The sequence below is a fragment of the Streptomyces iakyrus genome (assembly GCF_000717055.1).
Taxonomy (GTDB): Bacteria; Actinomycetota; Actinomycetes; order Streptomycetales; family Streptomycetaceae; genus Streptomyces; species Streptomyces iakyrus.
This window is the reverse complement of the sequence record NZ_JNXI01000004.1, coordinates 176,134-198,055: the sequence shown is the minus strand read 5'-3', so window position 1 is coordinate 198,055 and position 21,922 is coordinate 176,134. Positions and strand designations below refer to the sequence as shown.

General features: G+C 71.5%; 19 protein-coding genes. 13 read left to right on the top strand and 6 right to left on the bottom strand.

Annotated elements, in window-relative coordinates; all coding sequences use genetic code 11:
• Positions 1–96 precede the first annotated feature (96 nt).
• Positions 97–1,074 (top strand): acyl-ACP desaturase, encoded by a 978-nt coding sequence (locus tag OO68_RS09025; protein ID WP_033307685.1) that lies wholly within the window; start codon positions 97–99, stop codon positions 1,072–1,074.
• Positions 1,075–1,184: 110 nt separating this feature from the next.
• Here the strand turns inward: OO68_RS09025 and OO68_RS09020 are convergent, their stop codons facing one another.
• Positions 1,185–1,430: a WhiB family transcriptional regulator gene (locus OO68_RS09020; RefSeq protein WP_051814551.1), complete on the bottom strand. Its 246-nt coding sequence runs from the start codon at positions 1,428–1,430 to the stop codon at positions 1,185–1,187.
• Positions 1,431–1,655: 225 nt separating this feature from the next.
• Here OO68_RS09020 and OO68_RS09015 point away from each other — a divergent pair, with 225 nt between their 5' ends.
• Positions 1,656–2,441, top strand: coding sequence for a VOC family protein (locus tag OO68_RS09015; RefSeq protein WP_033307683.1), 786 nt, complete (start codon positions 1,656–1,658; stop codon positions 2,439–2,441).
• A 6-nt stretch (positions 2,442–2,447) separates the two neighbouring features.
• Here the strand turns inward: OO68_RS09015 and OO68_RS09010 are convergent, their stop codons facing one another.
• Both OO68_RS09010 and OO68_RS09005 read right to left on the bottom strand, forming a co-directional pair.
• Positions 2,448–3,485 carry a LacI family DNA-binding transcriptional regulator gene (locus OO68_RS09010; RefSeq protein ID WP_033307682.1) on the bottom strand — a complete coding sequence of 346 codons (1,038 nt, stop codon included), beginning with the start codon at positions 3,483–3,485 and terminating at the stop codon, positions 2,448–2,450.
• A 94-nt stretch (positions 3,486–3,579) separates the two neighbouring features.
• Entirely contained in the window at positions 3,580–4,590 is a 1,011-nt protein-coding gene (locus tag OO68_RS09005) for a multicopper oxidase domain-containing protein (protein ID WP_033307681.1), read from the bottom strand.
• Between the two features lie 189 nt (positions 4,591–4,779).
• Between OO68_RS09005 and OO68_RS09000 the strand changes: the two genes are divergently transcribed.
• Positions 4,780–7,260, top strand: a complete 2,481-nt coding sequence (locus OO68_RS09000) for a ThuA domain-containing protein (protein WP_033307680.1) — start codon at positions 4,780–4,782, stop codon at positions 7,258–7,260.
• A 44-nt stretch (positions 7,261–7,304) separates the two neighbouring features.
• Positions 7,305–9,449 (top strand): OmpL47-type beta-barrel domain-containing protein, encoded by a 2,145-nt coding sequence (locus tag OO68_RS08995; RefSeq protein WP_033307997.1) that lies wholly within the window; start codon positions 7,305–7,307, stop codon positions 9,447–9,449.
• On the opposite strand, the gene ligD is transcribed toward OO68_RS08995, so the two are convergent.
• Entirely contained in the window at positions 9,436–10,470 is a 1,035-nt protein-coding gene (gene ligD / locus OO68_RS08990) for a non-homologous end-joining DNA ligase (protein WP_033307679.1), read from the bottom strand. The two genes, OO68_RS08995 and ligD, sit on opposite strands and share 14 nt — an antisense overlap.
• A 759-nt stretch (positions 10,471–11,229) precedes the next feature.
• On the opposite strand from ligD, the gene OO68_RS08985 reads away from it, so the two are divergent.
• Entirely contained in the window at positions 11,230–12,294 is a 1,065-nt protein-coding gene (locus tag OO68_RS08985; protein WP_033307678.1) for an ATP-dependent DNA ligase, read from the top strand.
• 7 nt (positions 12,295–12,301) lie between these two features.
• Here the strand turns inward: OO68_RS08985 and OO68_RS08980 are convergent, their stop codons facing one another.
• A complete protein-coding gene (locus OO68_RS08980; RefSeq protein ID WP_033307677.1) occupies positions 12,302–13,492 on the bottom strand; it encodes a zinc-dependent alcohol dehydrogenase in 1,191 nt (396 codons plus the stop codon).
• A gap of 204 nt (positions 13,493–13,696) precedes the next feature.
• On the opposite strand from OO68_RS08980, the gene OO68_RS08975 reads away from it, so the two are divergent.
• A complete protein-coding gene (locus OO68_RS08975) occupies positions 13,697–14,677 on the top strand; it encodes a DUF3048 domain-containing protein (RefSeq protein ID WP_033307996.1) in 981 nt (326 codons plus the stop codon).
• Positions 14,678–14,699: 22 nt separating this feature from the next.
• Here the strand turns inward: OO68_RS08975 and OO68_RS08970 are convergent, their stop codons facing one another.
• Complete coding sequence (locus tag OO68_RS08970; protein WP_033307995.1) at positions 14,700–15,164, bottom strand: MarR family winged helix-turn-helix transcriptional regulator; 465 nt, start codon at positions 15,162–15,164, stop codon at positions 14,700–14,702.
• 206 nt (positions 15,165–15,370) lie between these two features.
• Here OO68_RS08970 and OO68_RS08965 point away from each other — a divergent pair, with 206 nt between their 5' ends.
• The 7 genes from OO68_RS08965 (at position 15,371) to pcaDC (ending at position 21,846) form a co-directional block, all read left to right on the top strand.
• Positions 15,371–16,126, top strand: coding sequence for a CoA transferase subunit A (locus OO68_RS08965; protein ID WP_033307676.1), 756 nt, complete (start codon positions 15,371–15,373; stop codon positions 16,124–16,126).
• Complete coding sequence (locus tag OO68_RS08960; protein ID WP_033307675.1) at positions 16,126–16,770, top strand: CoA transferase subunit B; 645 nt, start codon at positions 16,126–16,128, stop codon at positions 16,768–16,770. The genes OO68_RS08965 and OO68_RS08960 overlap by 1 nt, the downstream gene beginning before the upstream one ends.
• The gene (locus OO68_RS08955; protein ID WP_033307674.1) at positions 16,767–17,969 is read left to right on the top strand and encodes a thiolase family protein; all 1,203 of its coding nucleotides are present in this window, start codon (positions 16,767–16,769) and stop codon (positions 17,967–17,969) included. Before OO68_RS08960 ends, OO68_RS08955 begins: the two co-directional genes overlap by 4 nt.
• Positions 17,970–18,056: 87 nt before the next feature.
• A complete protein-coding gene (pcaH, locus tag OO68_RS08950; protein WP_033307673.1) occupies positions 18,057–18,830 on the top strand; it encodes a protocatechuate 3,4-dioxygenase subunit beta in 774 nt (257 codons plus the stop codon).
• Positions 18,831–18,836: 6 nt separating this feature from the next.
• The gene (gene pcaG, locus OO68_RS08945) at positions 18,837–19,442 is read left to right on the top strand and encodes a protocatechuate 3,4-dioxygenase subunit alpha (RefSeq protein ID WP_033307672.1); all 606 of its coding nucleotides are present in this window, start codon (positions 18,837–18,839) and stop codon (positions 19,440–19,442) included.
• On the top strand, positions 19,439–20,731 hold the full coding sequence (gene pcaB / locus OO68_RS08940) for a 3-carboxy-cis,cis-muconate cycloisomerase (protein WP_033307671.1): 1,293 nt from the start codon (positions 19,439–19,441) through the stop codon (positions 20,729–20,731). The genes pcaG and pcaB overlap by 4 nt, the downstream gene beginning before the upstream one ends.
• Positions 20,728–21,846 (top strand): bifunctional 3-oxoadipate enol-lactonase/4-carboxymuconolactone decarboxylase PcaDC, encoded by a 1,119-nt coding sequence (gene pcaDC, locus OO68_RS08935; protein ID WP_033307670.1) that lies wholly within the window; start codon positions 20,728–20,730, stop codon positions 21,844–21,846. The genes pcaB and pcaDC overlap by 4 nt, the downstream gene beginning before the upstream one ends.
• Positions 21,847–21,922 lie beyond the last annotated feature (76 nt).

Sequence of the window (21,922 nt, the reverse complement as noted above, 5' to 3'; positions counted from 1 at the left end):
CCCTCTTAACCTACGGCCTCGTAACCTACGGAAACGTAGCCTACGATGCCGTAGGTTCATCGCACACCGCTCATACGTTTGTCCCCTGGAGAGTCCATGACGATCACCACTCCCCACCTCGGCAGCCCGGCCGGCGCCTGGACCGACGCTCAGCTGCTGTACGCCCTGGAGGAAGTGGTCGAGAAGGAACTCAACCGGCATCTGAAGGTCGCCAAGGACTGGATGCCGCACGAGTACGTGCCGTGGAGCGACGGGCGCAATTTCCCCGGCGTCTTCGAGGACGGCGAGGCCTGGGGCAAGGAGCAGTCCAAGGTCACCGAGATCGGCCGCATCGCGCTCGTCGTCAACCTTCTCACCGAGGACAACCTGCCCAGCTACCACCACGAGATCGCCTCGCTGTTCGGCCGCGACGGCGCCTGGGGCACCTGGGTGCACCGCTGGACCGCCGAGGAGGGGCGACACGGCATCGTGATGCGCGACTACCTGCTCACCTCGCGCGCGGTGGACCCGGACAAGCTGGAAGAGTTCCGGATGTCGCACATGAGCGAGGGCTTCGAGTCGGACAACCGGCACTCGATGCTGCACTCGGTCGCCTACGTGGCCTTCCAGGAGCTCGCGACCCGCGTCTCGCACCGCAACACCGGCCACCAGTCCGGGGACCCGGTCTGCGACCGCATGCTGGCCCGCATCGCCACCGACGAGAACCTGCACATGGTCTTCTACCGGAACCTGCTGAAGGCGGCCTTCGAGCTGGCGCCCGACCTGACCATGATGGCGGTGCGCGACGTCATCGTGAACTTCCGGATGCCCGGTCACGGCATGCCCGGCTTCGAGCGGGCCGCGGCGCAGATGGCGATCGGCGAGATCTACAACATGCGCATCCACCACGACGACGTGCTCCAGCCGGTGCTGCGCTTCCTGAAGATCATGGAGGTCGACGGCCTGGGCCCCGAGGGCCGCAAGGCGCAGGAGGAGCTCGGTCTGTTCATGGGCGGTCTGGACTCCGAGGCGTCGAAGTTCGACGAGAAGCTGGCCGCCCGCAAGGCCCGCATGGCGGCCCGGGCCGGCGCCTGACACCGCCCCGCACCCACTCCACGAGGCCCCGGCCGCCACGAGCGGCCGGGACTTGGTGCGTACCGGCACCGGTCGGGAGAGGAACCGGGAGGCCCCGCCCCCCGTGGCCGCTACCGCGACACCCGCCGCAGCTCCAGCCGCTCCTTCTCCGAGAGACCGCCCCAGACGCCGAAGCGCTCGTCGTGGTCCAGCGCGTACGCGAGGCAGGCCGCGCGGATCGGGCACATACCGCAGATCCGCTTCGCCTCCCGCACCGAGCTGCCCGGTTCGGGGAAGAAGAAGTCCGCCCCCGTCTGCGCGCACAACGCCTCTTGCTGCCATTCGAGTTCGGGCGAGGTGATCGTGTCGATGTGCATGACCGGAAGCGTTGCGGGCGGTGAAAAACGTTCGATCAACGCGGGATCAACACCGCGTTCCCAGGCCCCCGGCCGCTTCGATGGTGGCCTTCCGGACCGGCCGGCGCACGGCGGCGCGCGGAAACACCGCTCAACCCGCCGCGGTCGCTTTCCGGCGGCGGATGTCACGCGGCGGTGCAAGACTCGGCAGTGCGGACGACGGGCCCCTGTGCGAGGAGGGCGACGATGCTCACCACCCGTTATGTCACCGGCGCTCCGAACTGGATCGACCTCGGCACCCCCGACATCGACGGCGCCGCCGCCTTCTACGGCGGGCTGTTCGACTGGCGGTTCCAGCCGGGCGGCCCGGAGGTCGGAGGGTACGGGCTGTTCCAGCTCGGCGGCAGGACGGCCGCCGGGGGCATGCAGACCACCGCCGAGCAGGGCCCGCCGTCCTGGACGGTGTACTTCCAGGCGCCGGACGCGGACGCCACGGCGCGTGCGGCCGAGCAGGCGCGCGGCTCGGTGGCGGTGCAGCCGATGGACGTCCAGGACCTGGGCCGGATGGCGATCCTCGCCGACCAGGCGGGAGTGACCTTCGGCCTGTGGCAGCCGGGCCGCAACGAGGGCCTCGAGGTGGTCCAGGAGCCCGGTTCGCTGTGCTGGGTCGAGCTGTACACGGCGGACGTCCCGGCCGCGGCCGCCTTCTACCACTCCGTACTGGGTCTGGAGACCTTCGGGGCCGACTTCGCCGGCGGTACGTACACCACGTTCAGCCCCGCCGGGCAGGGCGAGGACGCCATGTTCGGCGGCGTCGTCCCGCTGGCCGACGACCCGGCCGAGGAGGAGGCATACTGGCTGCCGTACTTCGAGGTCGCCGACCCGGACGACATCGTCGCCAGGGCCGGGCAACTGGGCGGCACGGTCCGCCTCCCCGCCACGGACCTCCCGTCCGTCGGCCGCCTGGCGAAACTCGCCGACCCGTACGGCGCCCGCTTCGCGGTGATCCGCAGCGCCCCGCGGGAGAGCTGAGACCGGCTACGCCGACCCCCGCCGTACCAGTGTCGTCGGCAGCACCACGCTGGAGGGCGTCGCTCCGACGCCCTCGCGGGGGGCTTCCCGGTCGAGGCCGCGCAGCAGGAGGCGGGCCATCAGGCGGCCCATCTCCTCTATGTCCTGACGGACCGTCGTGAGCGGCGGGTCGGTCTGTTCGGCGACGGGACGCATGTCATCGAACCCGATCACGGCCACGTCGTCGGGGACCCGGCGGCCCGACTCACGCAGGACGCGCAGTGCCCCCGAGGCCATGAGGTCGTTCGCGGCGAACACCGCGTCCACGTCCGGGCAGCGCTCCAGCAGCTCGCGCATCGCCCGCTCGCCCCCGGCCGGGGTGAAGTCGGCCTCGGCGATCAGCCGCGGGTCGGCGTCCACCATGACGTCCCGGTAGCCGTCGAGGCGGTCCGCGGCGGAGGTCTGGTCGAGGGCGCCGGTGATGTGCGCGATGCGGGTGCGGCCGAGGCCGGCCAGGTGGCGGACGGCGTCGCGGGCGCCACCGCGGTTGTCGCTGTCGACGTAGACCACCTCGCGCCGGTCGCCGCTCCAGCCGGGCCGGCCGCCGAAGACGGTCGGGACACCGGCCCGCTGGATCAGCTCCGGCAGCGGGTCGTCGAGGTGCAGGGAGAAGACGAGGGCGCCGTCGACATGCCCGCCGGCGAGGTAGCGGGCGACCCGGGCGTGGTCGTCCCGGCCCTCCGTGAGGAGCAGCACGAGCTGGTTGTCGTGGGCGGTGAGCTCCTTGCTGATGCCGCGCAGCTGGAGCGCGAAGAACGGGTCGGCGAAGACCCGGGTCTCCGGTTCGGCGACGACGACCGCGACCGCGTCGTGCCGCCGCGTCACCAGGGAGCGGGCGGCCTGGTTGGGTACGTACCCGAGCTCGTCCACGGCCTTGCGGACCCGCTCCACCAGGATGTCCCGCACCCCGTCGCCACCGTTGACCACGCGGGACACGGTGGCCCGCGAGACACCGGCCCGGGCGGCCACGGCCTCCAGGGTGGGACGCGGGGCTGTGTCGGTCACTTCGGGGCTCCTCACCTGCGGCTGCGGTTCAGGATAGCCCCGGGGTCCCGGCCTGGTGAGAGCGCTCTCGCGTGCCGTGCGGAACGGTGGCCCGTCAGTGCTCGTGGCCGCCGCCCGCGGGTTCCTCCCCGTGCTCGTGGCCGCCGCCCGCCGGCGCATCGCCGTGCTCGTGCGGTTCGTACCCCGGAATGGTCCCGTCCGGCTTCTTCACGAGGAAGAGGCCCACCATCCCCATGTCGGAGTGGCTCTGCACGTGGCAGTGGTACATCCAGGCGCCCGCGCCGACGCCCTCCCCCGCGATCACCTGGAAGCCGAACGAGTCGGCCGGGCCCGTGATCTTGTTGTCGATGACCTGGCTGGGGTCCTCGGGGCCGGTCAGCATGCCCGTGCGGTTGTCCGCCCAGCGATGACCGTGCATGTGGAACGTGTGGTAGAACTCGCCGTGCGTGATCACGACGAACTCCACGCGATCCCCCACCGTGGCCTCGAAGTCGGGCCCCGAGTGCGGCGGCCTGTTGTTGATCCGCATGTCGTTGAAGACGACGGTGTGCGTCCGGTCGGGCAGGACGTCGCCCTTGCGGCGGACGATGACCGGGCCGAACAGCCCCTTCTGCAGCCCCACCGTGCCGTGCTCGGTGCCGACCACGTGGTCGTGGTAGTGCCAGTAGCCCGCGCTGCCCGCCCGCCAGGTGCCGTCCTTGCGGCGGCCGGGGGCGTGCGTGCGCCAGGTGTAGGTGCGGGTGCCGCCCGGTTCGACATGACTGCGGTTCATCTTCGTGCCGTCGCTGGTGATGTCGTAGTCCAGGCCGTGGACGTGCAGGCTCACCGCCACGTCCATGGTGTTCTCGAACTCGACGTGCAGGGTGTCGCCCTCGTTGAGTTCGATCAGGGGGCCCGGGACGGACGCCTTGCCCTTCTCCAGGCCGTAGCCCATCTGCCCGTCGGCCAGCTTCTCGGCGTACAGCTTGATGCGCTTCACCTCGCCTCCGGCGGGCGCCGTCTTCGCCGGTCCGGCGGCGCCGACGGCCTCCGGCGCCACGGACAACGATGTCGCGACGGCCGCGCCGCCCAGCAGGACCCGCCGGTTGAAGCTGCGCCTGTCCATGCGGAACTCCCCACCCTGGTAAGGCATTTACGGAGGCGTACCTGTGATGAACCTGTGCGACGGTACCGGCCGCGCTGCCGTTTATCCACACTCAAGACAAAGTTGATGCCATCCCGGTCATAGGTATTGGCGTGACGTGCAAAGGGGTTTAGCTTCCTTGGCGGTGCTGCTGCGACCGAGGAGGTGCCCATGCACTTACGAGGGTTGAGCAAGTCAAGACGCGTCTGGGCGGCGTCCGTCGCCGCCGGGGTCGTGACCGCCGGGCTGCTGTCCGGCCCGGCCGCGAACGCGCGCCCTTATCCCGAACCCCCGTTGACAACGATGTCGATCAAGTCGCCGCCGGGCGGCGCGAACGTACGGGTGCTGATCTTCCACGGTTCCGCGGCGGCCGGGGAGGAGTCGCCGGTGGTGAACGCCGGGATCGAGGCCATCGAGGACATCGGCCTCACGGGCCCGGAGAACCGCCGCTTCAAGGTGCAGGCCACCGGTGACGCCTCGGTGTTCACCGACGAGACGAGGCTCGGCCGTTTCAACGCGGTCGTGTTCCTGACCGGCGGGGGCGATGTCCTCGACGCGGAGCAGGAGGCGGGCCTGGAGGCCTACATGGAGGCCGGCGGCGGATTCGTCGGCATCCACGACGCGGCGCGCGCGGAGCCGTACTCGGACTGGTTCACCGGTCTGGTGGGTGCCCGCCCGGCCGCGTCGAGCCCGACGGCCGTGCAGCGCGCGACCGTGGAGGTCGGCGACCGCACCCACCCCGCCACCAAGGACCTGCCGGTGCAGTGGAAGCGCCCGGACCGGTGGCTGAACTGGGTGAAGAACCCGTCCGGGGACGTGCACACGGTGGCCCGGGTCCGTGAGTCGACGTACCAGCCCGGCACCGGCTCCAACGGCTGGGACCATCCGGTCAGCTGGTGCCGTGACTATGACGGCGGCCGTTCCTTCTACACGGGCATGGGCGGGACGGTGTCGTCGTACGACGAGACCGACTTCCGCGACCATCTGCGCGGCGCGCTGCTGTGGACGACCCGGCTGGAGCAGGCCGACTGCAAGGCCACCATCAACTCCAACTACGCGGCGGAGCGGCTGACCAAGCCCAACCAGCCCGGGCAGAACGACCAGATCGGCGAGCCGCACGGCATGGTCACCGCGCCCGACGGCCGGGTGTTCTACATCGGCCGGGGTGGCGCCGACTCCTCGCAGCCCGTGATCACGGACTGGAACAACCCCGACATCGGCAAGGGCAGGGGCGAGATCCACGTCTACGACCCGAAGACCAAGCAGGTCACCCTGGCCGGGGCGCTCACCGTCTTCGGCAACAAGGGCGGCGGCGACGAACTGGTCAAGGTCGAGGAGGGGCTGCTCGGCATCGAGCTGGACCCGGGATTCGCGCAGAACGGCTGGGTGTACCTGCACTACACGCCGCACGAGCGGATCGACCGCGAGAGGCGGATGGCGGAGCGGCGGGTCTCCCGGTTCACGCTCGACCGGGCCACGAACAAGCTGGACCTCGCCAGTGAGAAGGTGCTGCTGAAGTGGCCGGTGCAGATCCACAGCTGCTGCCACGCGGGCGGCGGGATGGCCTGGGACTCCAAGGGCAACCTGTACATCGCCACCGGTGACAACAACTCCAGCGGCTTCAGCGCCGGTTATTCGGGCAACAACCCGGAGCCGAACTACAAGGGCGTCTCGTTCGCGGACGCGCGCCGCACCGCGGGCAACACCAACAACCTCAACGGCAAGATCCTGCGCATCCATCCGGAGCCGGACGGGACGTACACACTCCCCGCGGGCAACCTCTTCACCGGGAAGGAGACCGCCGAGGGCGGTGGCAAGACGCGCGGCGAGATCTACGTGATGGGCGTGCGCAACCCGGCGCGCATCTCCGTCGACAAGTCGACCGACGTGCTCTACGCGGGCTGGGTCGGGCCGGACGCGAGCGCGCCCTCGACGACCTGGGGTCCGGCCAAGTACGACACGTTCGCCGCCATCACCGAGGCGGGCAACCGCGGCTGGCCGTACTGCATGGGCAACAAGCAGCCCTACCGGGACCGCAATCTGCCGGACCCGTCCAAGCCGCTGGGCTGGTACGACTGCGACCACCCGAAGAACGAGTCGCCGAACAACGACGGCCTGGTCAACCTGCCGCCGGTGACCGGCAACAACATCTGGTACTCGCCGTCGGGCGGTGCGCCGGACTACCCGAGGGACGCGAACGGTGTCCCGTCGTACAAGCCGGCGGAGGCCACGTACCGGCTGCCCTGGCTCAAGGGCGGCGGGCAGGCCGCGATGAACGGGCCGGTCTACCGGTACGGCACGGCCGCGGCCGACAGCGCCGTGAAGTGGCCGGCGTACTGGGACGGCAAGTGGTTCGTCGGTGACTTCTACGACGCCGACCAGCCGCGCCACGCGGTGCTCATGGACCCGAAGACGCAGGGCGACGGCGGTCTGCCGGTGCACGCGGAGTCGCTGAAGAAGATCGTGCCGGTCGGCAACGACGGCATCAAGAACCTCATGGACTGGACGTTCGGTCCGGACGGCGCGCTGTACGTCCTCGACTACGGGCGCGGCTTCTTCACCTCGGACTCCAAGTCGGCCCTGTGGCGGGTCACCTACAAGGGCGGCGGGCCCACCCCGGCCGCCGGTCAGCTGGCGAGGGGGAGCGAGTGATCCGGCACCGAAGAGTCTGGGCCGCCCTGCTGGCCGCCCTGCTGATGCTGCTCGGCGTGCAGGCACTGCCCGCCGCCGGACAGCCCGGGAAGGAGGCCGCCGACCAGGTGCTCACCTGGACGGCCGGCAACGACATCGACAAGTACCTCTCCGCGCCGAAGACCGCGGTCGCCGGCACGGCCACGATCGTCTTCGAGAACAGCACGGCCACCGGCAACACCACGGGCATGCCGCACACGCTGACGTTCGTGACCAGCGACCCCGAGTTCAACGGCGACGTCCAGCTCAACATCCTGGCCAACCCGAACGACGCCCAGGGCGGCAAGCACACCGCCCAGGTCACGCTCACGCCCGGCCGGTACTTCTACCACTGCACGATCCCCGGCCACGGCCAGATGCAGGGCATCCTGACGGTGACCGAGGGCACCGGCGAGGACACCACGGCGCCCGAGGCGTCCGCGCACGTCAGCGGCACGCAGAACACACAGGGCCAGTACGTCGGTTCGGCGAGCGTGGCGCTGCACGCCACCGACGAGGGAGGCTCCGGCGTCGACCGCATCGAGTACGCGATCGGCGAGGCGGGCGCCTGGCAGCCGTACACCGCGCCGGTCGTCGTCGACCAGGTCGGCAGCCATCAGGTCCGCTACCGGGCGTTCGACAAGGCGGGGAACGTCTCCGCCGAGAAGAGCGCCGCGTTCACGGTCGTCGCTCCCCAGTCGGACGACACCACCGCGCCGGAGACCTCGGCGACGGTGAGCGGTGAACGCAACGCCGACGGGGCGTACATCGACATGGCGACGGTCACCGTCTCGGCCTCCGACACGGGTTCCGGGGTCAACACCATCGAGTACGCGGTCGGTTCGGGTGCCTGGCAGCCGTACACCGCCCCCGTGATGGTGCACCAGGTGGGCGAGCACACCGTCCGCTACCGCGCCACCGACAAGGCGGGCAACGTGGCGGCGGAGAAGAGCGTGCGGTTCACGGTGGCCGCGGCGCCGCCGCAGGACACAACACCCCCGGTGACGGGTGTGACCGTGGAGGGCACGAAGAACTCCGCCGGGGCGTACGTCAACAGCGCCCGGGTGACCGTCACGGCGACCGACGCCCACGGCTCGGGCGTCGAGAGGATCGAGTACTCGCTGGACGGCGGCCCGTACCTCGCCTACTCGGCGCCGCTGGTCGTCGACCGGGCGGGTGCGCACACCGTGGCCTACCGGGCGACGGACAAGGCCGGGAACACCGCGGCGGCCCGCACGGTGACCTTCACGGTCGTCTCCGGGCAGGTCCCGGCACCCGACTGCCCCGAGTACGACGAGCGGCTGACAGTGATCGTCGGGACGGTCGACTCCGGGGTGCGCAACCGGGTGACCGACAACCGGTGCCGGATCGGCGAGCTGATCGAGGACGAGAAGGAATGGACGTCCCAGGCGCTGTTCCTCAAGCACGTGACGTCCGTTCTCGACGAGCTGCTGAAGGAAGGGGTCATCGACCAGCGGGAGTCCAGGGCGATCCGCAAGGCGGCGCGCGAGTCGGGCATCGGCAGGCCGGGGCAGACCGAGGGCTACCGGGCGCTGTTCGACGGGACGGCGGACTCCCTCGCCAAGTGGCAGCACGTGGGCGGCGGTTCGTTCGGGCTGAACCCGGACGGGACGATCACCTCCAGCACCACGACGCCCGGCATGGGCATGCTGTGGTTCCCGCAGCGCAAGTACGGCGACTTCTCGCTGAAGCTCCAGTGGCGTGACGACGCACCCGGCACCGGCAACGCCAACTCGGGTGTCTTCGTGCGCTTCCCGTGGCTCCACGACCATCCCGAGGAGTCCCGCCCGGAGTGGGTCGCCATCAAGTACGGGCACGAGGTGCAGGTGCTCGACCGGCCCGACGGCGACATGTACAAGACGGGGTCGGTCTACGGCTTCGACCGTGTCGGTCTCGCCGGCGCGGGCGTGACGCAGAAGGGCACCTGGAACGACTACGAGATCCGGGTGGAAGGCCAGCACTACTCGGTGTTCCGCAACGGTGTGCTGATCAACGAGTTCGACAACACCGGAGGCCAGGAGTTCAGCCCGCCCCGCGCGGACGACCCGGGCACGGACGGGCGGCGGTTCGCCTCCGGCTACATCGGGCTCCAGGTGCACGGCACGACGGATGTGGTCTCGTACCGGGACATCCGGATCAAGGAGCTGTAGGAGGAGGCTCCTTCTCCTTGCGGGCCCTGCTCGGCTGTACCCGCCTGGGCTCCCCCGGCATCTTCGGATACTCGGGCGGGTACGGCAGGTCGCCAAGACCGTGGTCGTGCTCGTCGCGGCGGGCGAGGTCGAGCAGGGCCTCCAGGGAGTAGCGCTTGTCGTCCATGTCCGCGTGCACGTCGCCGAGTTCGGCGAAGCGCGCGGGCATGGTCGCGAGGTCGAAGTCCCGGGGGTGCGCGATGCCGACCTCGTCCCAGCGCAGGGGCGCGGAGACGGGGGCGTGCGGGCGGGGGCGTACGGAGTAGGCGGAGGCGATCGTGCGGTCGCGGGCCGTCTGGTTGTAGTCGATGAAGATGCGCTCGCCGCGCTCCTCCTTCCACCACTTGATGGTCACGCGCTCGGGCATCCGCCGTTCCATCTCCCGGCCGACGGCGATGGCGGCGCGCCGGACCTGGGTGAAGGTCCAGCGCGGTTCGATGGGCACGAAGACGTGCAGGCCCCGTCCTCCCGAGGTCTTGGGGAAGCCGCGCAGGCCGCCGAACTCGTCGAGCACCGCCCGCAGTTCGTGGGCGGCGCGAGCGGCGTCGTCGTAGTCGGTGCCGGGCTGCGGGTCGAGGTCGATGCGGAGTTCGTCGGGGTGGTCGACGTCGTCGCGGCGCACCGGCCAGGGGTGGAAGGTGAGGGTGCCGAACTGGGCGGCCCACACCACGGCACCGGCCTCGGTGGGGCACATCTCATCGGCGCTGCGGCCGCTGGGGAAGGTGATGTGCGCGGTGGGGATCCAGCCGGGCATGTTCTTCGGCGCCCGCTTCTGGAAGAAGTTCTCGCCGTTCACGCCTTCGGGGTAGCGCTCCAGGGTGGTCGGCCGGTCGCGCAGGGCGCGCAGGATGCCGGGGCCGACGGCGATGTAGTAGCGCGCCAGGTCCAGCTTGGTGAAACCGCGCTCGGGGAAGAACATCTTGTCCGGGCTGGACAGACGTACGGTCCGGCCGTCCACCTCCAGCTCCACCGCGTCACCCATGCCGCCACGCTAGGCGTTGCCCGCATACCTCGCATGTCGGGCACCTGATTGCCCGTACAGATCATCCAGGGCTGCAGCGGCCCGGCGAAGAGCCTCGGCGTCCGGAGCGAGTCAGCGGCGTGCCCGATGTCGTGTCGGCCGCCTGGGCGGGGCACACTCGCACGCCCGCTCCCGCAGAGCGCTCGTGTTCTGCGGTGGGCAGGCTGGGCGCGGACGCTGCAGATGCGTACCTCCCCCGGATAGACGCCGGTGCTCACCCCCGGCTCAGCGAGGGCGTGTTGGCGAGCTCGGGGAGAGCCTCGGCCGCATGGGCGGACAGGGCCGGCGGAGAGGGAGTGGGCATTCGCTACCGTGCGCCGGGCAAGTCCTTCCGGCGACGTGGGGTAGCGGCTTGGCGGCGAGCGTGCTCCACGCCTACTCAAGAGACATGCATGGATTCGCCGTCTTCATCGTCGTCGTCGCCGTCGTTTGGTCGATCTGGGAATACTCCCGGCCCCTTGCTCCCAACGCGTGCCGTGCGTGCCGAGGCAGGGGGCGCACGCCGGATTGGAATCGCAATCACATGAAGGACAAGATGGAGTGCACTTGGGTGAAGTGTCATGGCTGTCGAGGTTCGGGGACGGTGTGAGAGGACGAGGCGAGGGCGCACTGGTTCTGCCCTACCTGCACCCAGTCGGCGCCGAATCCGCAGGTGACATGGCTCTTCGCGGACGCAGCGCATAACAGGCGGACGCCATGGACGACTCGTAGAGTCGATGCATGGATCTGCCGGTGATGCCCCCTGTCCTGCCGATGCTCGCCAAGTCCGTGGCGGCGATCCCCGCGGGTATGCAGTACGAGGCGAAGTGGGACGGGTTCCGGGCGATCGTGTTCCGCGACGGGGACGAGGTCGAGCTGGGCAGCCGCACCGGGAAGCCTCTGACCAGGTACTTTCCCGAGCTGGTGACGGCTGTGCGGGAGCGGTTGCCCGAGCGGTGCGTGGTGGACGGGGAGATCGTGATCGCGCGGGAGGGGCATCTGGACTTCGACGCGCTGACGGAGCGGATCCACCCGGCGGACTCGCGGGTGCGGACGCTGGCCGAGCGGACACCCGCTTCGCTCGTCGTCTTCGACCTGCTGGCGCTCGGTGACGAGTCGCTGATGGACGTCCCGCTGACCGAGCGGCGGGAGCGGCTGACCGGGGCGCTGGCCGGGGTGCGGGCGCCCGTGCACCTGGCGCCGGCCACCGCCGACATCGAGGTGGCGCGGCGGTGGTTCGAGGAGTACGAGGGTGCCGGCCTCGACGGTGTCGTCGCCAAGCCGCTGACCGTGCGCTACCGGCCGGACGAGCGCGCGATGTTCAAGATCAAGCACGAGCGGACGGCGGACGTCGTGGTCGCCGGGTACCGCCTGCACAAGAGCGGCCCGGTGGTGGGTTCGCTCCTGCTGGGTCTGTACGACGACCGGGGCGCCCTCCAGCATGTGGGTGTATCCGCCGCCTTCACGATGAAGCGGCGTGCCGAGCTGGTGGAGGAGCTGGAACCGCTGCGCCTGGACGACGTGACGGGGCATCCGTGGGCGGCCTGGTCCGAGGAGGCCGCCCACGAGACGGCCCGGCTGCCGGGGGCGCCGAGCCGCTGGTCGGGCCGCAAGGACCTGTCGTGGGTGCCGCTGCGGCCGGACCGGGTGGCCGAGGTGGCGTACGACCACATGGAGAACGGGCAGCGCTTCCGGCACACCGCCCGTTTCCGCCGCTGGCGCCCGGACCGGGCCCCCGAGAGCTGCACGTACGCGCAGCTTCAGGAGCCGGTCCGCTACGACCTGGCGGAGATCCTCGGCGGCTAGCAGCGCCTCACGGCTGCATCAGGACCTTGACCGCGCCGTCCTGCTTGCGCTGGAACATCTCGTACGCGTGCGGGGCCTCCGACAACGGGACCCGGTGGGTGGCGAAGTCGTCCACGCCGAGGGGGTCCACGTCGGTCAGGTACGGGATGATCTCGTCGCTCCAGCGGCGGACGTTGGCCTGGCCCATCCGCATCTGGATCTGCTTGTCGAACAGGGTGAGCAGCGGCAGCGGGTCCGCCATGCCGCCGTAGACACCGGACAGCGAGATGGTGCCGCCGCGGCGCACCAGGTCGATGGCGGTGTAGAGCGCGGCGAGGCGGTCGATGCTGAAGCGCTCGGCGATCGGGCCGCCGATCTTGCGGGGCAGGATCGCGGCGGCGTTCTGCACCATGCGCGCGGCTGCACTGCCGTGGGCCTCGGTACCGACGGCGTCGATCACGGCGTCGGGGCCGCGGCCGTCGGTCTGGTCGCGGATCGCTTCGACGAGTTCCTTCTCGTCGTCGAAGGACCTCAGGTCGAAGGTCTCCACGCCCCGTGCCTTCGCCCGGCGCAGCCGCTCCGGGACGAGGTCGACGCCGAACACCCGGCCCGCGCCCTGGACCTGGGCGACGCGGCAGGCCATGTCGCCTATGGGGCCGAGGCCGAGCACGGCGACGCTGCCGCCCTGCGGGACGCCGGCGTAGGCGACCGCCTGCCAGGCGGTGGGCAGGACATCGGAGAGGTAGACGAACCGGTCGTCGGGCGGACCCTCGGGGACCTTGATCGGGCCGAACTGCGCCTGCGGTACGCGCAGGTACTCGGCCTGGGCGCCCGGCACAGCGCCGTACAGGCGGGTGTAGCCGAACAGGGCGGCGCCCATGCCCTCGCCTTGCACCTGGGTGGTCTCGCACTGCGTGGGCAGGCCGGTCAGACACATCCAGCAGTTGCCGCAGGCGATCTGGAACGGCACCACGACCCGGTCCCCCACCTGGAGGTCCGGGACACCGGCGCCGACCTCCTCGACGATGCCCATGGGTTCATGGCCGAGGATGTCGCCCGGGGTCATGAACGGGGTGAGGACTTCGTACAGGTGCAGATCAGACCCGCACAACCCGGTGGAGGTGATGCGGATGACCGCGTCCGTCGGCTCCTGGATCGTCGGATCGGGCACGTTCTCCACCCGCACGTCCCGCTTGCCCTGCCAGGTCACTGCCCTCATCGCCTCGCGCTCCCTCCGTCAGCGTGCGCGTCGGTCGTACGGCGGGTCCCGGGTACCCGGAGGTCCCGCGCTGAACCTTGAGCCGATCGACGGACGCCACCGAGACACTTCCCTGCCATGAACGATCAACTATGGCCATTGATGTTCCGATAAGCGCACAATCAAGGCAGATCGATGACATAAGGCGCGGTGGCGACGGTGGGCATGGGACGAGGGACGCGCGGACGGCGCGCCGCGACGGCGGTGGCGCTGCTGGCCGCCACGGTGACGGCCGCCCTGACGGCGGGCTGCACGAGCGGGGGCGGACCGCGCGACGACGGGCGGGGCGCACCGGAGGAGTCGAAACAGGGGACGTCCCCCTCGGCGACCGGCCCGTCCGCCCTCGCCGTCAAGATCGACAACGCCGCCGCGGCCCGTCCGCACACGGGCGTGGACGCCGCTGACGTGGTCTACGCCGAGCAGGTCGAGGGCGGGCTGAGCCGGCTGATGGCGGTGTACGCGACCCGGCTGCCGGAGACGGTCGGGCCGGTGCGCAGCGCACGCGAGTCGGATCTGGAGCTGCTGCGCCAGTTCGACCGCCCCACGCTCGCCTTCTCCGGCGCGCAGACGAAGCTCCTGCCCCTGATCGACAAGGCGCCGCTGCGGGCAAAGACGCCCGGCAACGCCGCCGACGCCTTCTTCCGCGGCCCCGGCAAGAGCGCCCCGCACAATCTCTACCTGCGGCCCGGGCGGATCGTGCCCGAGACACCCGGCCAGGCCGCCCTGACCACCGGTTTCCGCTACGGCCCGGCGCCCGAGGGCGGCACGGCGACGGATTCCCGGACGGTGCGCTACCCGGCGGCCCGTTTCACCTTCACCTGGTCGGACTCCCGCGACCGGTGGCTGGTCGGCATGGACGGCACGCCCGCGACGGCGGCCGACGGTAAGCGGATGACGGCCGCGACGGTCGTCGTGCAGTACGTGAAGGTGCGCGAGTCCGCCTTCCGGGACTTCCTCGGCAGCAACACGCCGTACACCGAGACGGTCGGCGCGGGCAAGGCGACGGTGCTGCGCGACGGGCGCGCCTGGGACGTGGACTGGAAGCGGGAGAAGGCCACGGACGGCACCTCGTTCACCACCGGCGACGGCGCTCCGGTGAACTTCGCGCAGGGCCAGGTGTGGGTGGTGTACTCCACGACGCCCTGACGGCCCGCCCGGGCCGCGTCCGTCAGCGGGGCGCCGCCAGGGGCTCCCCGGGATGGCGGAGCCCCTCGGCCGCGTCCGCGACCCGCCGGATGAGATCGAAGAACACCGTCCGCTCGTCGGCCGTCAGCGGGGCGAGGAACACCTGGTTCATCCGGGCGGTGCGCACGGTCAGCCTGCGGTGCGTGCGCTCCCCCTCGTCCGTGAGGTGCAGCAGGGAGCGGCGGCCGTCCTGGGGGTCGCGGACCTTGTCGAGCAGGCCGCGCCGGCTGAGCCGGCTGATCACCTCGGCGATGGTGGACCGGTCGAGCCCCACTCGCTCTCCCACCGTGCGCTGGTCCAGGCCGGGCTCGGCGACGAGGGTGTTGAGGACCGCGAACTGCGGCGAGGTGATCTCCTCGGAGACCATCGCGTTCCACAGCAGGTAGTGCGCCTGCTGGAGCCGCCGGGCCAGGTGCCCGGGGTGGGTGGTGAGGTCCGCGGCCGCCATGTGCACCCCTCGGTCGTTTTCGTCGGTGCACTGAACAATACTCATGGCTCGGGACGCTGTCTGCGGCGTGCACAAAGGATCACAGACCTGTCTGCCGAGGTCTTGACGCCTCTCGGTCCCGATGGCAGCGTGAGGGTCAGCTCGCAGAAATACTCAGTGCCCTGATTAATTCAGTCGGGTCGTTCGGAAGAGATGGGGCTCCTCGGATGGACAAGGTGGTCGCCACAGCCCTGGAGGCGGTGGCCGACGTGCCGGACGGCGCGTCGCTCGCGGTGGGTGGATTCGGGCTGAGCGGTGTGCCGAACGTGCTGATCGGAGCGTTGTACGAGCGCGGCGTGGCCGGGCTGTCGGTGGTCTCCAACAACTGCGGGGCGATGGAGTCGGGCCTCGCGGTGCTGCTGGCCGCCGGCCGGATCGCCCGGGTCACGGGGTCCTACATCGGCGCCAACAAGGAGTTCGCCCGGCAGTACCTGGCCGGGGAGCTGGAGGTCGAGCTGATCCCGCAGGGCACCCTGGCCGAGCGGCTGCGGGCCGGCGGCGCCGGGATCCCCGCCTTCTACACCCCGGCCGGCGTCGGCACCCAGGTCGCCGACGGCGGGCTGCCCTGGCGCTACGACGGTGAGGGCGGCGTCGCGCTCGCCTCGCCGCCGAAGGAGGTCAGGGAGTTCGACGGCACGGAGTACGTGCTGGAACGGGGCATCCGCACGGACTTCGCCCTGGTGCGGGCCTGGAAGGGCGACCGGCACGGCAACCTCGTCTTCAACAAGTCCTCCCGGAACTTCAACCCGCTGGCCGCGATGGCCGGGCGGGTCACCGTCGCCGAGGTGGAAGAGCTGGTGGAGCCCGGCGGGATCGACCCGGACGCGGTGCACCTGCCGGGCATCTTCGTGCAGCGGGTGCTCGCGCTCACCCCTGAGCAGGCGGCGGACAAGAAGATCGAGCAGCGGACGGTGAGGTCCTGATGGCCTGGACGCGCGAGGAGATGGCCGCACGGGCGGCGCGGGAGCTGCGGGACGGCCAGTACGTCAATCTCGGCATCGGATTGCCGACCCTGATCCCGAACCACCTCCCCGAGGGCGTCGAGGTCGTCCTGGAGTCGGAGAACGGCATCCTGGGCACCGGCCCCTACCCCACCGAGGACGCCGTCGACCCGGATCTGATCAACGCCGGCAAGGAGACGGTGACGGTCCTGCCGGGCGCGTCCTTCTTCGACTCGGCGCTGTCGTTCTCGATGATCCGGGGCGGGCACATCGACGTCGCCGTGCTCGGTGCCATGCAGGTGTCCGAGCGGGGCGACCTGGCCAACTGGGCCGTCCCCGGCAAGCTGATCACCGGCATCGGCGGGGCGATGGACCTGGTGCACGGCGCCCGCACGGTCATCGTGGTGATGACGCACACCACCAAGGACGGCTCCCCCAAGATCCTCACCGAGTGCGCCCTGCCGCTGACCGGCAAGGGGTGCGTGAACCGGATCATCACCGACCTGGGCGTCCTCGACGTCACCGACGGCGGGCTCGTCCTGGTCGAGACCGCGCCCGGCGTGACCGCCGAGGAGATCGTCACCCGGACCGACGCCGAACTGACCGTGCCGGAGGGCCTGAAGTGAAGGACGTCTACATCGTCGACGCGGTCCGCACGCCGATCGGCCGCTACAACGGGAGCCTCGCGAGCATGCGTCCGGACGACCTGGCCGCGCACGCCGTCCGCGAACTGCTCGCCCGCACACCGGAGCTGGACCGGGCCCGGGTCGAGGACGTGTACTTCGGCAACGCCAACGGGGCCGGCGAGGAGAACCGCAACGTCGGCCGGATGGCAGCGCTGCTCGCCGGTCTGCCCACGTCCGTGCCGGGCGTGACCGTCAACCGGCTCTGCGCGTCCGGCCTGGAGGCCGTGATCCAGGCGGCCCGGGCCATCGCGCTCGGTGACGCGTCCATCGCGCTCGCCGGCGGTGTCGAGTCCATGACCCGGGCGCCGTACGTGCTGCCCAAGAGCGACAGGGCCTTCCCGGCCGGGCACACCGAGCTGTACTCGACGACGCTCGGCTGGCGGATGGTCAACCCGCGCATGGAGCCGCAGTGGACCATCCCACTGGGCGAGTCGGCCGAACTCATCGCGGACAAGCACAAGATCGGCCGGGAGCAGCAGGACGAGTTCGCCCTGCGCAGCCACGAGAAGGCGGCACGGGCGCAGGCCGAGGGCCTGTTCGACGCCGAGCTGGCGCCCGTGGCTATCCCGCAGCGCAAGGGCGAGCCGGCGGTCTTCGCCGCCGACGAGTGCATCCGGCCGGACGCCTCGCTGGCGGCGATGGCCCAGCTGAAACCGTCGTTCCGCACGGAGGGCGGCACGGTGACGGCGGGCAACGCCTCGCCGCTGAACGACGGCGCGGCGGCGCTGCTGCTCGTCGACGAGGAGGGGCTGAGGGCGACGGGCCGCGAGCCGCTCGCCCGGGTCCGTGCGACGGGTGTCGCCGCGACCGACCCGCACTACTTCGGGCTGGCGCCCGTGGCGGCGGTCGAGCGGGCGCTGGCCAGGGCGGGCAGGGGGTTCGACGACCTGTCCGTGCTGGAGCTGAACGAGGCGTTCGCCGCGCAGGTCCTCGGATGTGTGGCCGAGTGGCCCGAGTTCGACCCGTCGGTTCTCAATCCGCAGGGCGGAGCGATCGCGCTGGGGCATCCGCTGGGGGCGTCCGGGGCGCGTCTGGCCGGGACGGTGGCCCATCAGCTGGCTCGGCTGGGCCGTGGCGTCGGTGTCGCCACGCTGTGCATCGGCGTGGGTCAAGGGCTTGCGCTTGTTCTGGAACGTTAGGCGTTCGGCTGCGGGCCGTCCGTGGCCGGTCGCGCAGTTCCCCGCGCCCCTAACGGGGCACGATCCTCAAGTACCTCAGGGACCCCCATGACTCTCACGCAGCACGACATCGACCAGGAGATCGCGGCCCAGCACGCCGCGTACGAGAAGCGCCTCGCCGACGGCGGGCCCGTCGAGCACCAGCCGCGGCGCGACTACGCGCCGTACCGGTCCTCGGTGCTCCGGCACCCCAAGCAGCCGCCGGTCACGATCGATGTCAGCAAGGACCCCGAGCTGGTGGAGCTGTTCTCCCCCGCCTTCGGGGAGCGGGACATCACCGACATCGACAACGACCTCACCCGGCAGCACGCCGGGGAGCCCATCGGTGAGCGCATCACCGTCTCGGGGCGGCTCCTGGACCGCGACGGCCGACCGGTGCGCGGTCAGCTCGTGGAGATCTGGCAGGCCAACTCGGCGGGCCGCTACGCCCACCAGCGCGAGCAGCACGACGCGCCGCTGGACCCCAACTTCACCGGTGTGGGGCGCACGCTGACCGACGACGACGGCCGGTACCGCTTCACCACCGTCCAGCCCGGCCCGTACCCGTGGCGCCAGCACGTCAACGCCTGGCGGCCGGCGCACATCCACTTCTCGCTGTTCGGCACGGCGTTCACCCAGCGGCTCGTGACGCAGATGTACTTCCCGAGCGACCCGCTGTTCCCCTACGACCCGATCATCCAGTCCGTGACGGACGACGCGGCCCGGCAGCGGCTGGTCGCGACGTACGACCACAGTCTGTCGGTGCCGGAGTTCTCGATGGGCTACCACTGGGACATCGTGCTGGACGGCCCGCAGGCCACCTGGATCGAAGAAGGGCGCTGACCAGGCATGACGAGGATCGACACCAGCCGGCCGGGCAGCGTGCTGCCCACCCCCTCGCACACCGTCGGCCCGTTCTACGGTCACGCCCTGCCGTTCCGCGGCGGCGAGGACATCGCGCCCCTCGGGCACCCGGACACCGTCACCGTGCACGGCTACGTCACCGACGGCGAGGGCGGCCCGCTGCCGGACGCCCTGATCGAGCTGTGGGGCCCTGACCCCGACGGCAACCTGCCGACGGCCGACGGCTCGATGCGGCGCGACCCGGCCTCGGGCGGCTTCCTCGGGCGCAACGGCGTGGAGTTCACGGGCTGGGGGCGGATCCAGACCGACGCGAACGGCCACTGGTACGCGCGGACGCTGCGGCCCGGCGCCCGCGGGCGGAACGCCCCGTACCTCAGCGTGTGCGTGTTCGCGCGGGGGCTGCTCGTGCACCTGTACACCCGGATCTACCTGCCAGGCGACGCGGCGGTGCTCGCCTCCGATCCGCTGCTGTCCGGTCTTGAGGACGCCCGCCGCGACACGCTGATCGCCGCGGAGGAGGGGGACGGCACGTACCGTTTCGACATCCGCCTTCAGGGCGAAGGCGAGACGGTCTTCCTGGAGTTCAAGTGACATCTCCCCCCGGCGACACCGGTCTGCTCGCCCCCGGATGGGCCGGTTCGGCGGCCGCGGCGGCCACCGGCGACCACGCGTATCTGCGGGCGCTGCTGGACGCGGAGGCCGCGCTGACCCGCGCGCAGGCCGCCCTGGGGCTCGCCCCGGCCGAGGCGGCGACGGCGGTGACCGAGGCGGCCGGCGGCGTCTTCGACGCCGTATCCCTCGCCGGTCGGGCCCGGGCCGGCGGCAACCCCGTCATCCCGCTGGTCGCGGATCTGACGAAGGCCGTGGGCGACCCGTACGGCCCCTACGTCCACCGGGGCGCGACCAGCCAGGACATCCTGGACACGGCGACGATGCTGGTCGCCGCACGGGCCCTCGGCCCGGTCCTCGCCGACCTCGGCCGTACCGAAGGGGCCCTCGCCCGGCTGGCCGCCGAGCACCGCGACACCGCGATGCCGGGGCGGACCCTCACCCAGCACGCCGTACCGACCACGTTCGGGCTGAAGGCGGCCGGGTGGCGGTCACTGGTGCTCGACGCTCGGGACCGGGTGAAGGCCGTCCGGGATTGGCTGCCCGTCCAACTCGGCGGTGCAGCGGGGACGCTGGCGGCCTTCGGGGCGTACGGCGCGAGCGATCCGGCCGGGGTGCCGGAGGCGTACGCCCGGGAACTCGGACTGCGGGCGCCCGATCTGCCCTGGCACACCCTGCGGACGCCGATCGGCGATCTCGCCGGCTGCCTGGCCTTCACCGCCGGTGCGCTCGGCAAGGTCGCCGTGGACGTGCTGACCCTGTCGCGCACCGAGATCGCCGAGGTCCTGGAGGGCAGCGGCGGGAGTTCGTCCGCCATGCCGCACAAGTCCAATCCCGTACGGTCCACCCTGATCGCCGCCGCCGCGCGGCGGGCACCGCAGCTCGCGGCCACGCTGTACGGGGCCATGGCCGCCGAGGACGAGCGTCCGGCCGGGGCCTGGCACGCCGAGTGGGAGCCGCTGCGGGACCTCCTGCGGCTGGTCGGCGGGGCCGCCCGGGACGCCGCCGAACTGGCCGAGGGACTGCGGGTCGGGCCCGAGGCCATGCGCGAACACCTGGACCTCACCCACGGGCTGATCGTCTCCGAGCGGCTGTCCGCCGAACTGGCCCCGGTGCTGGGCCGGGCCCGAGCCAAGGAACTCCTCACGCGGCTGGCCGCGGAGGGGCGCCCGCTCGCCGAGGCCCCGGAACTGGCGGACGCCGACCTCGACCCGACCCACTACACGGGCTCCGCCGGGGCCCTCACCGACCGTGCCCTGGAGCGACGTTGACCCTCCTGAACCACCGTGCCGAAGGCCCCTCCTCCGCTCCCCCGCTGCTGCTCGGCCCCTCGCTCGGCACGTCGTACGCCCTGTGGGACGCGGTGGCACCCGAGCTGTCGATCAGCCATCGGGTGGTCCGCTGGGACCTGCCGGGGCACGGCGGTTCGGCGGCCGGCCTCGTCAGGGCGGGCGCGACGGTCGGCGATCTGGCCGGGCTGGTGCTGGCGCTCGCCGACTCGCTCGGCATCGAGCGGTTCGCGTACGCGGGCGTGTCGCTGGGCGGGGCCGTGGGGCTGCATCTCGCGGTGCACCATCCCCAGCGGCTGTCGTCCGTGGCCGTGATCTGCTCCTCGGCGCACTTCAACGGATCCAGGCCGTGGGAGGAGCGGGCCGCGCTGGTGCGGCGGGAGGGCCTCGCCGGGCTGGCGGACAACGCCGACGCACGCTGGTTCGCCGGTGACTTCACCGTGCCGCGCCTGGTCCGGGACCACCGGGAGGCCGACCCGGAGGCGTACGCCGCCTGCTGTGACGCGCTCGCCGCCTTCGACCTGCGGGACCGGCTCACGGAGATCGCCGTGCCCGCCCTGCTGATCGCGGGCCGCGAGGATCCCGCGACACCGCCCGCGCATCTGCGGGAGATCGCCGACGCCGTGCCGGGCGCGACGCTCGTGGAGCTGCCGGGCGCCTCGCACCTGGCCCCCGCGCAGTGCCCGGAGGCGGTGCTGACCGCCCTGCGCGCCCACTTCGGCCAGGGCGCCGCCCGGGGCATGGCGGTCCGGCGCGAGGTGCTCGGCGACGCCCACGTCGACCGGGCGCAGGACCGGCAGACACCGTTCACGGCCCGCTTCCAGGACTTCATCTCGCGCTACGCCTGGGGCGAGATCTGGACCGACCCGACCCTCTCGCGCCGTGAGCGCAGCATGATCACCCTCACCGCCCTGGTCGCCCACGGCGACTACGACGAACTGGCCCTGCACGTCCGCGCGGCCCGCCGCAACGGCCTCACGCCGGAGGAGATCGGCGCGGTGCTGCTCCAGACGGCGGTGTACTGCGGGGTGCCGGCGGCGAACTCGGCGTTCGCGACGGCCCAGCGGGTGCTGGCGGAGGAGGACGGCACCCCTTAGGCCGTGTCCGGCAGGGTGATTCCGCCGGTCGTAGGACTTCGACGGCACCCGTCCCGCACGGCCACACGAGGCGGCG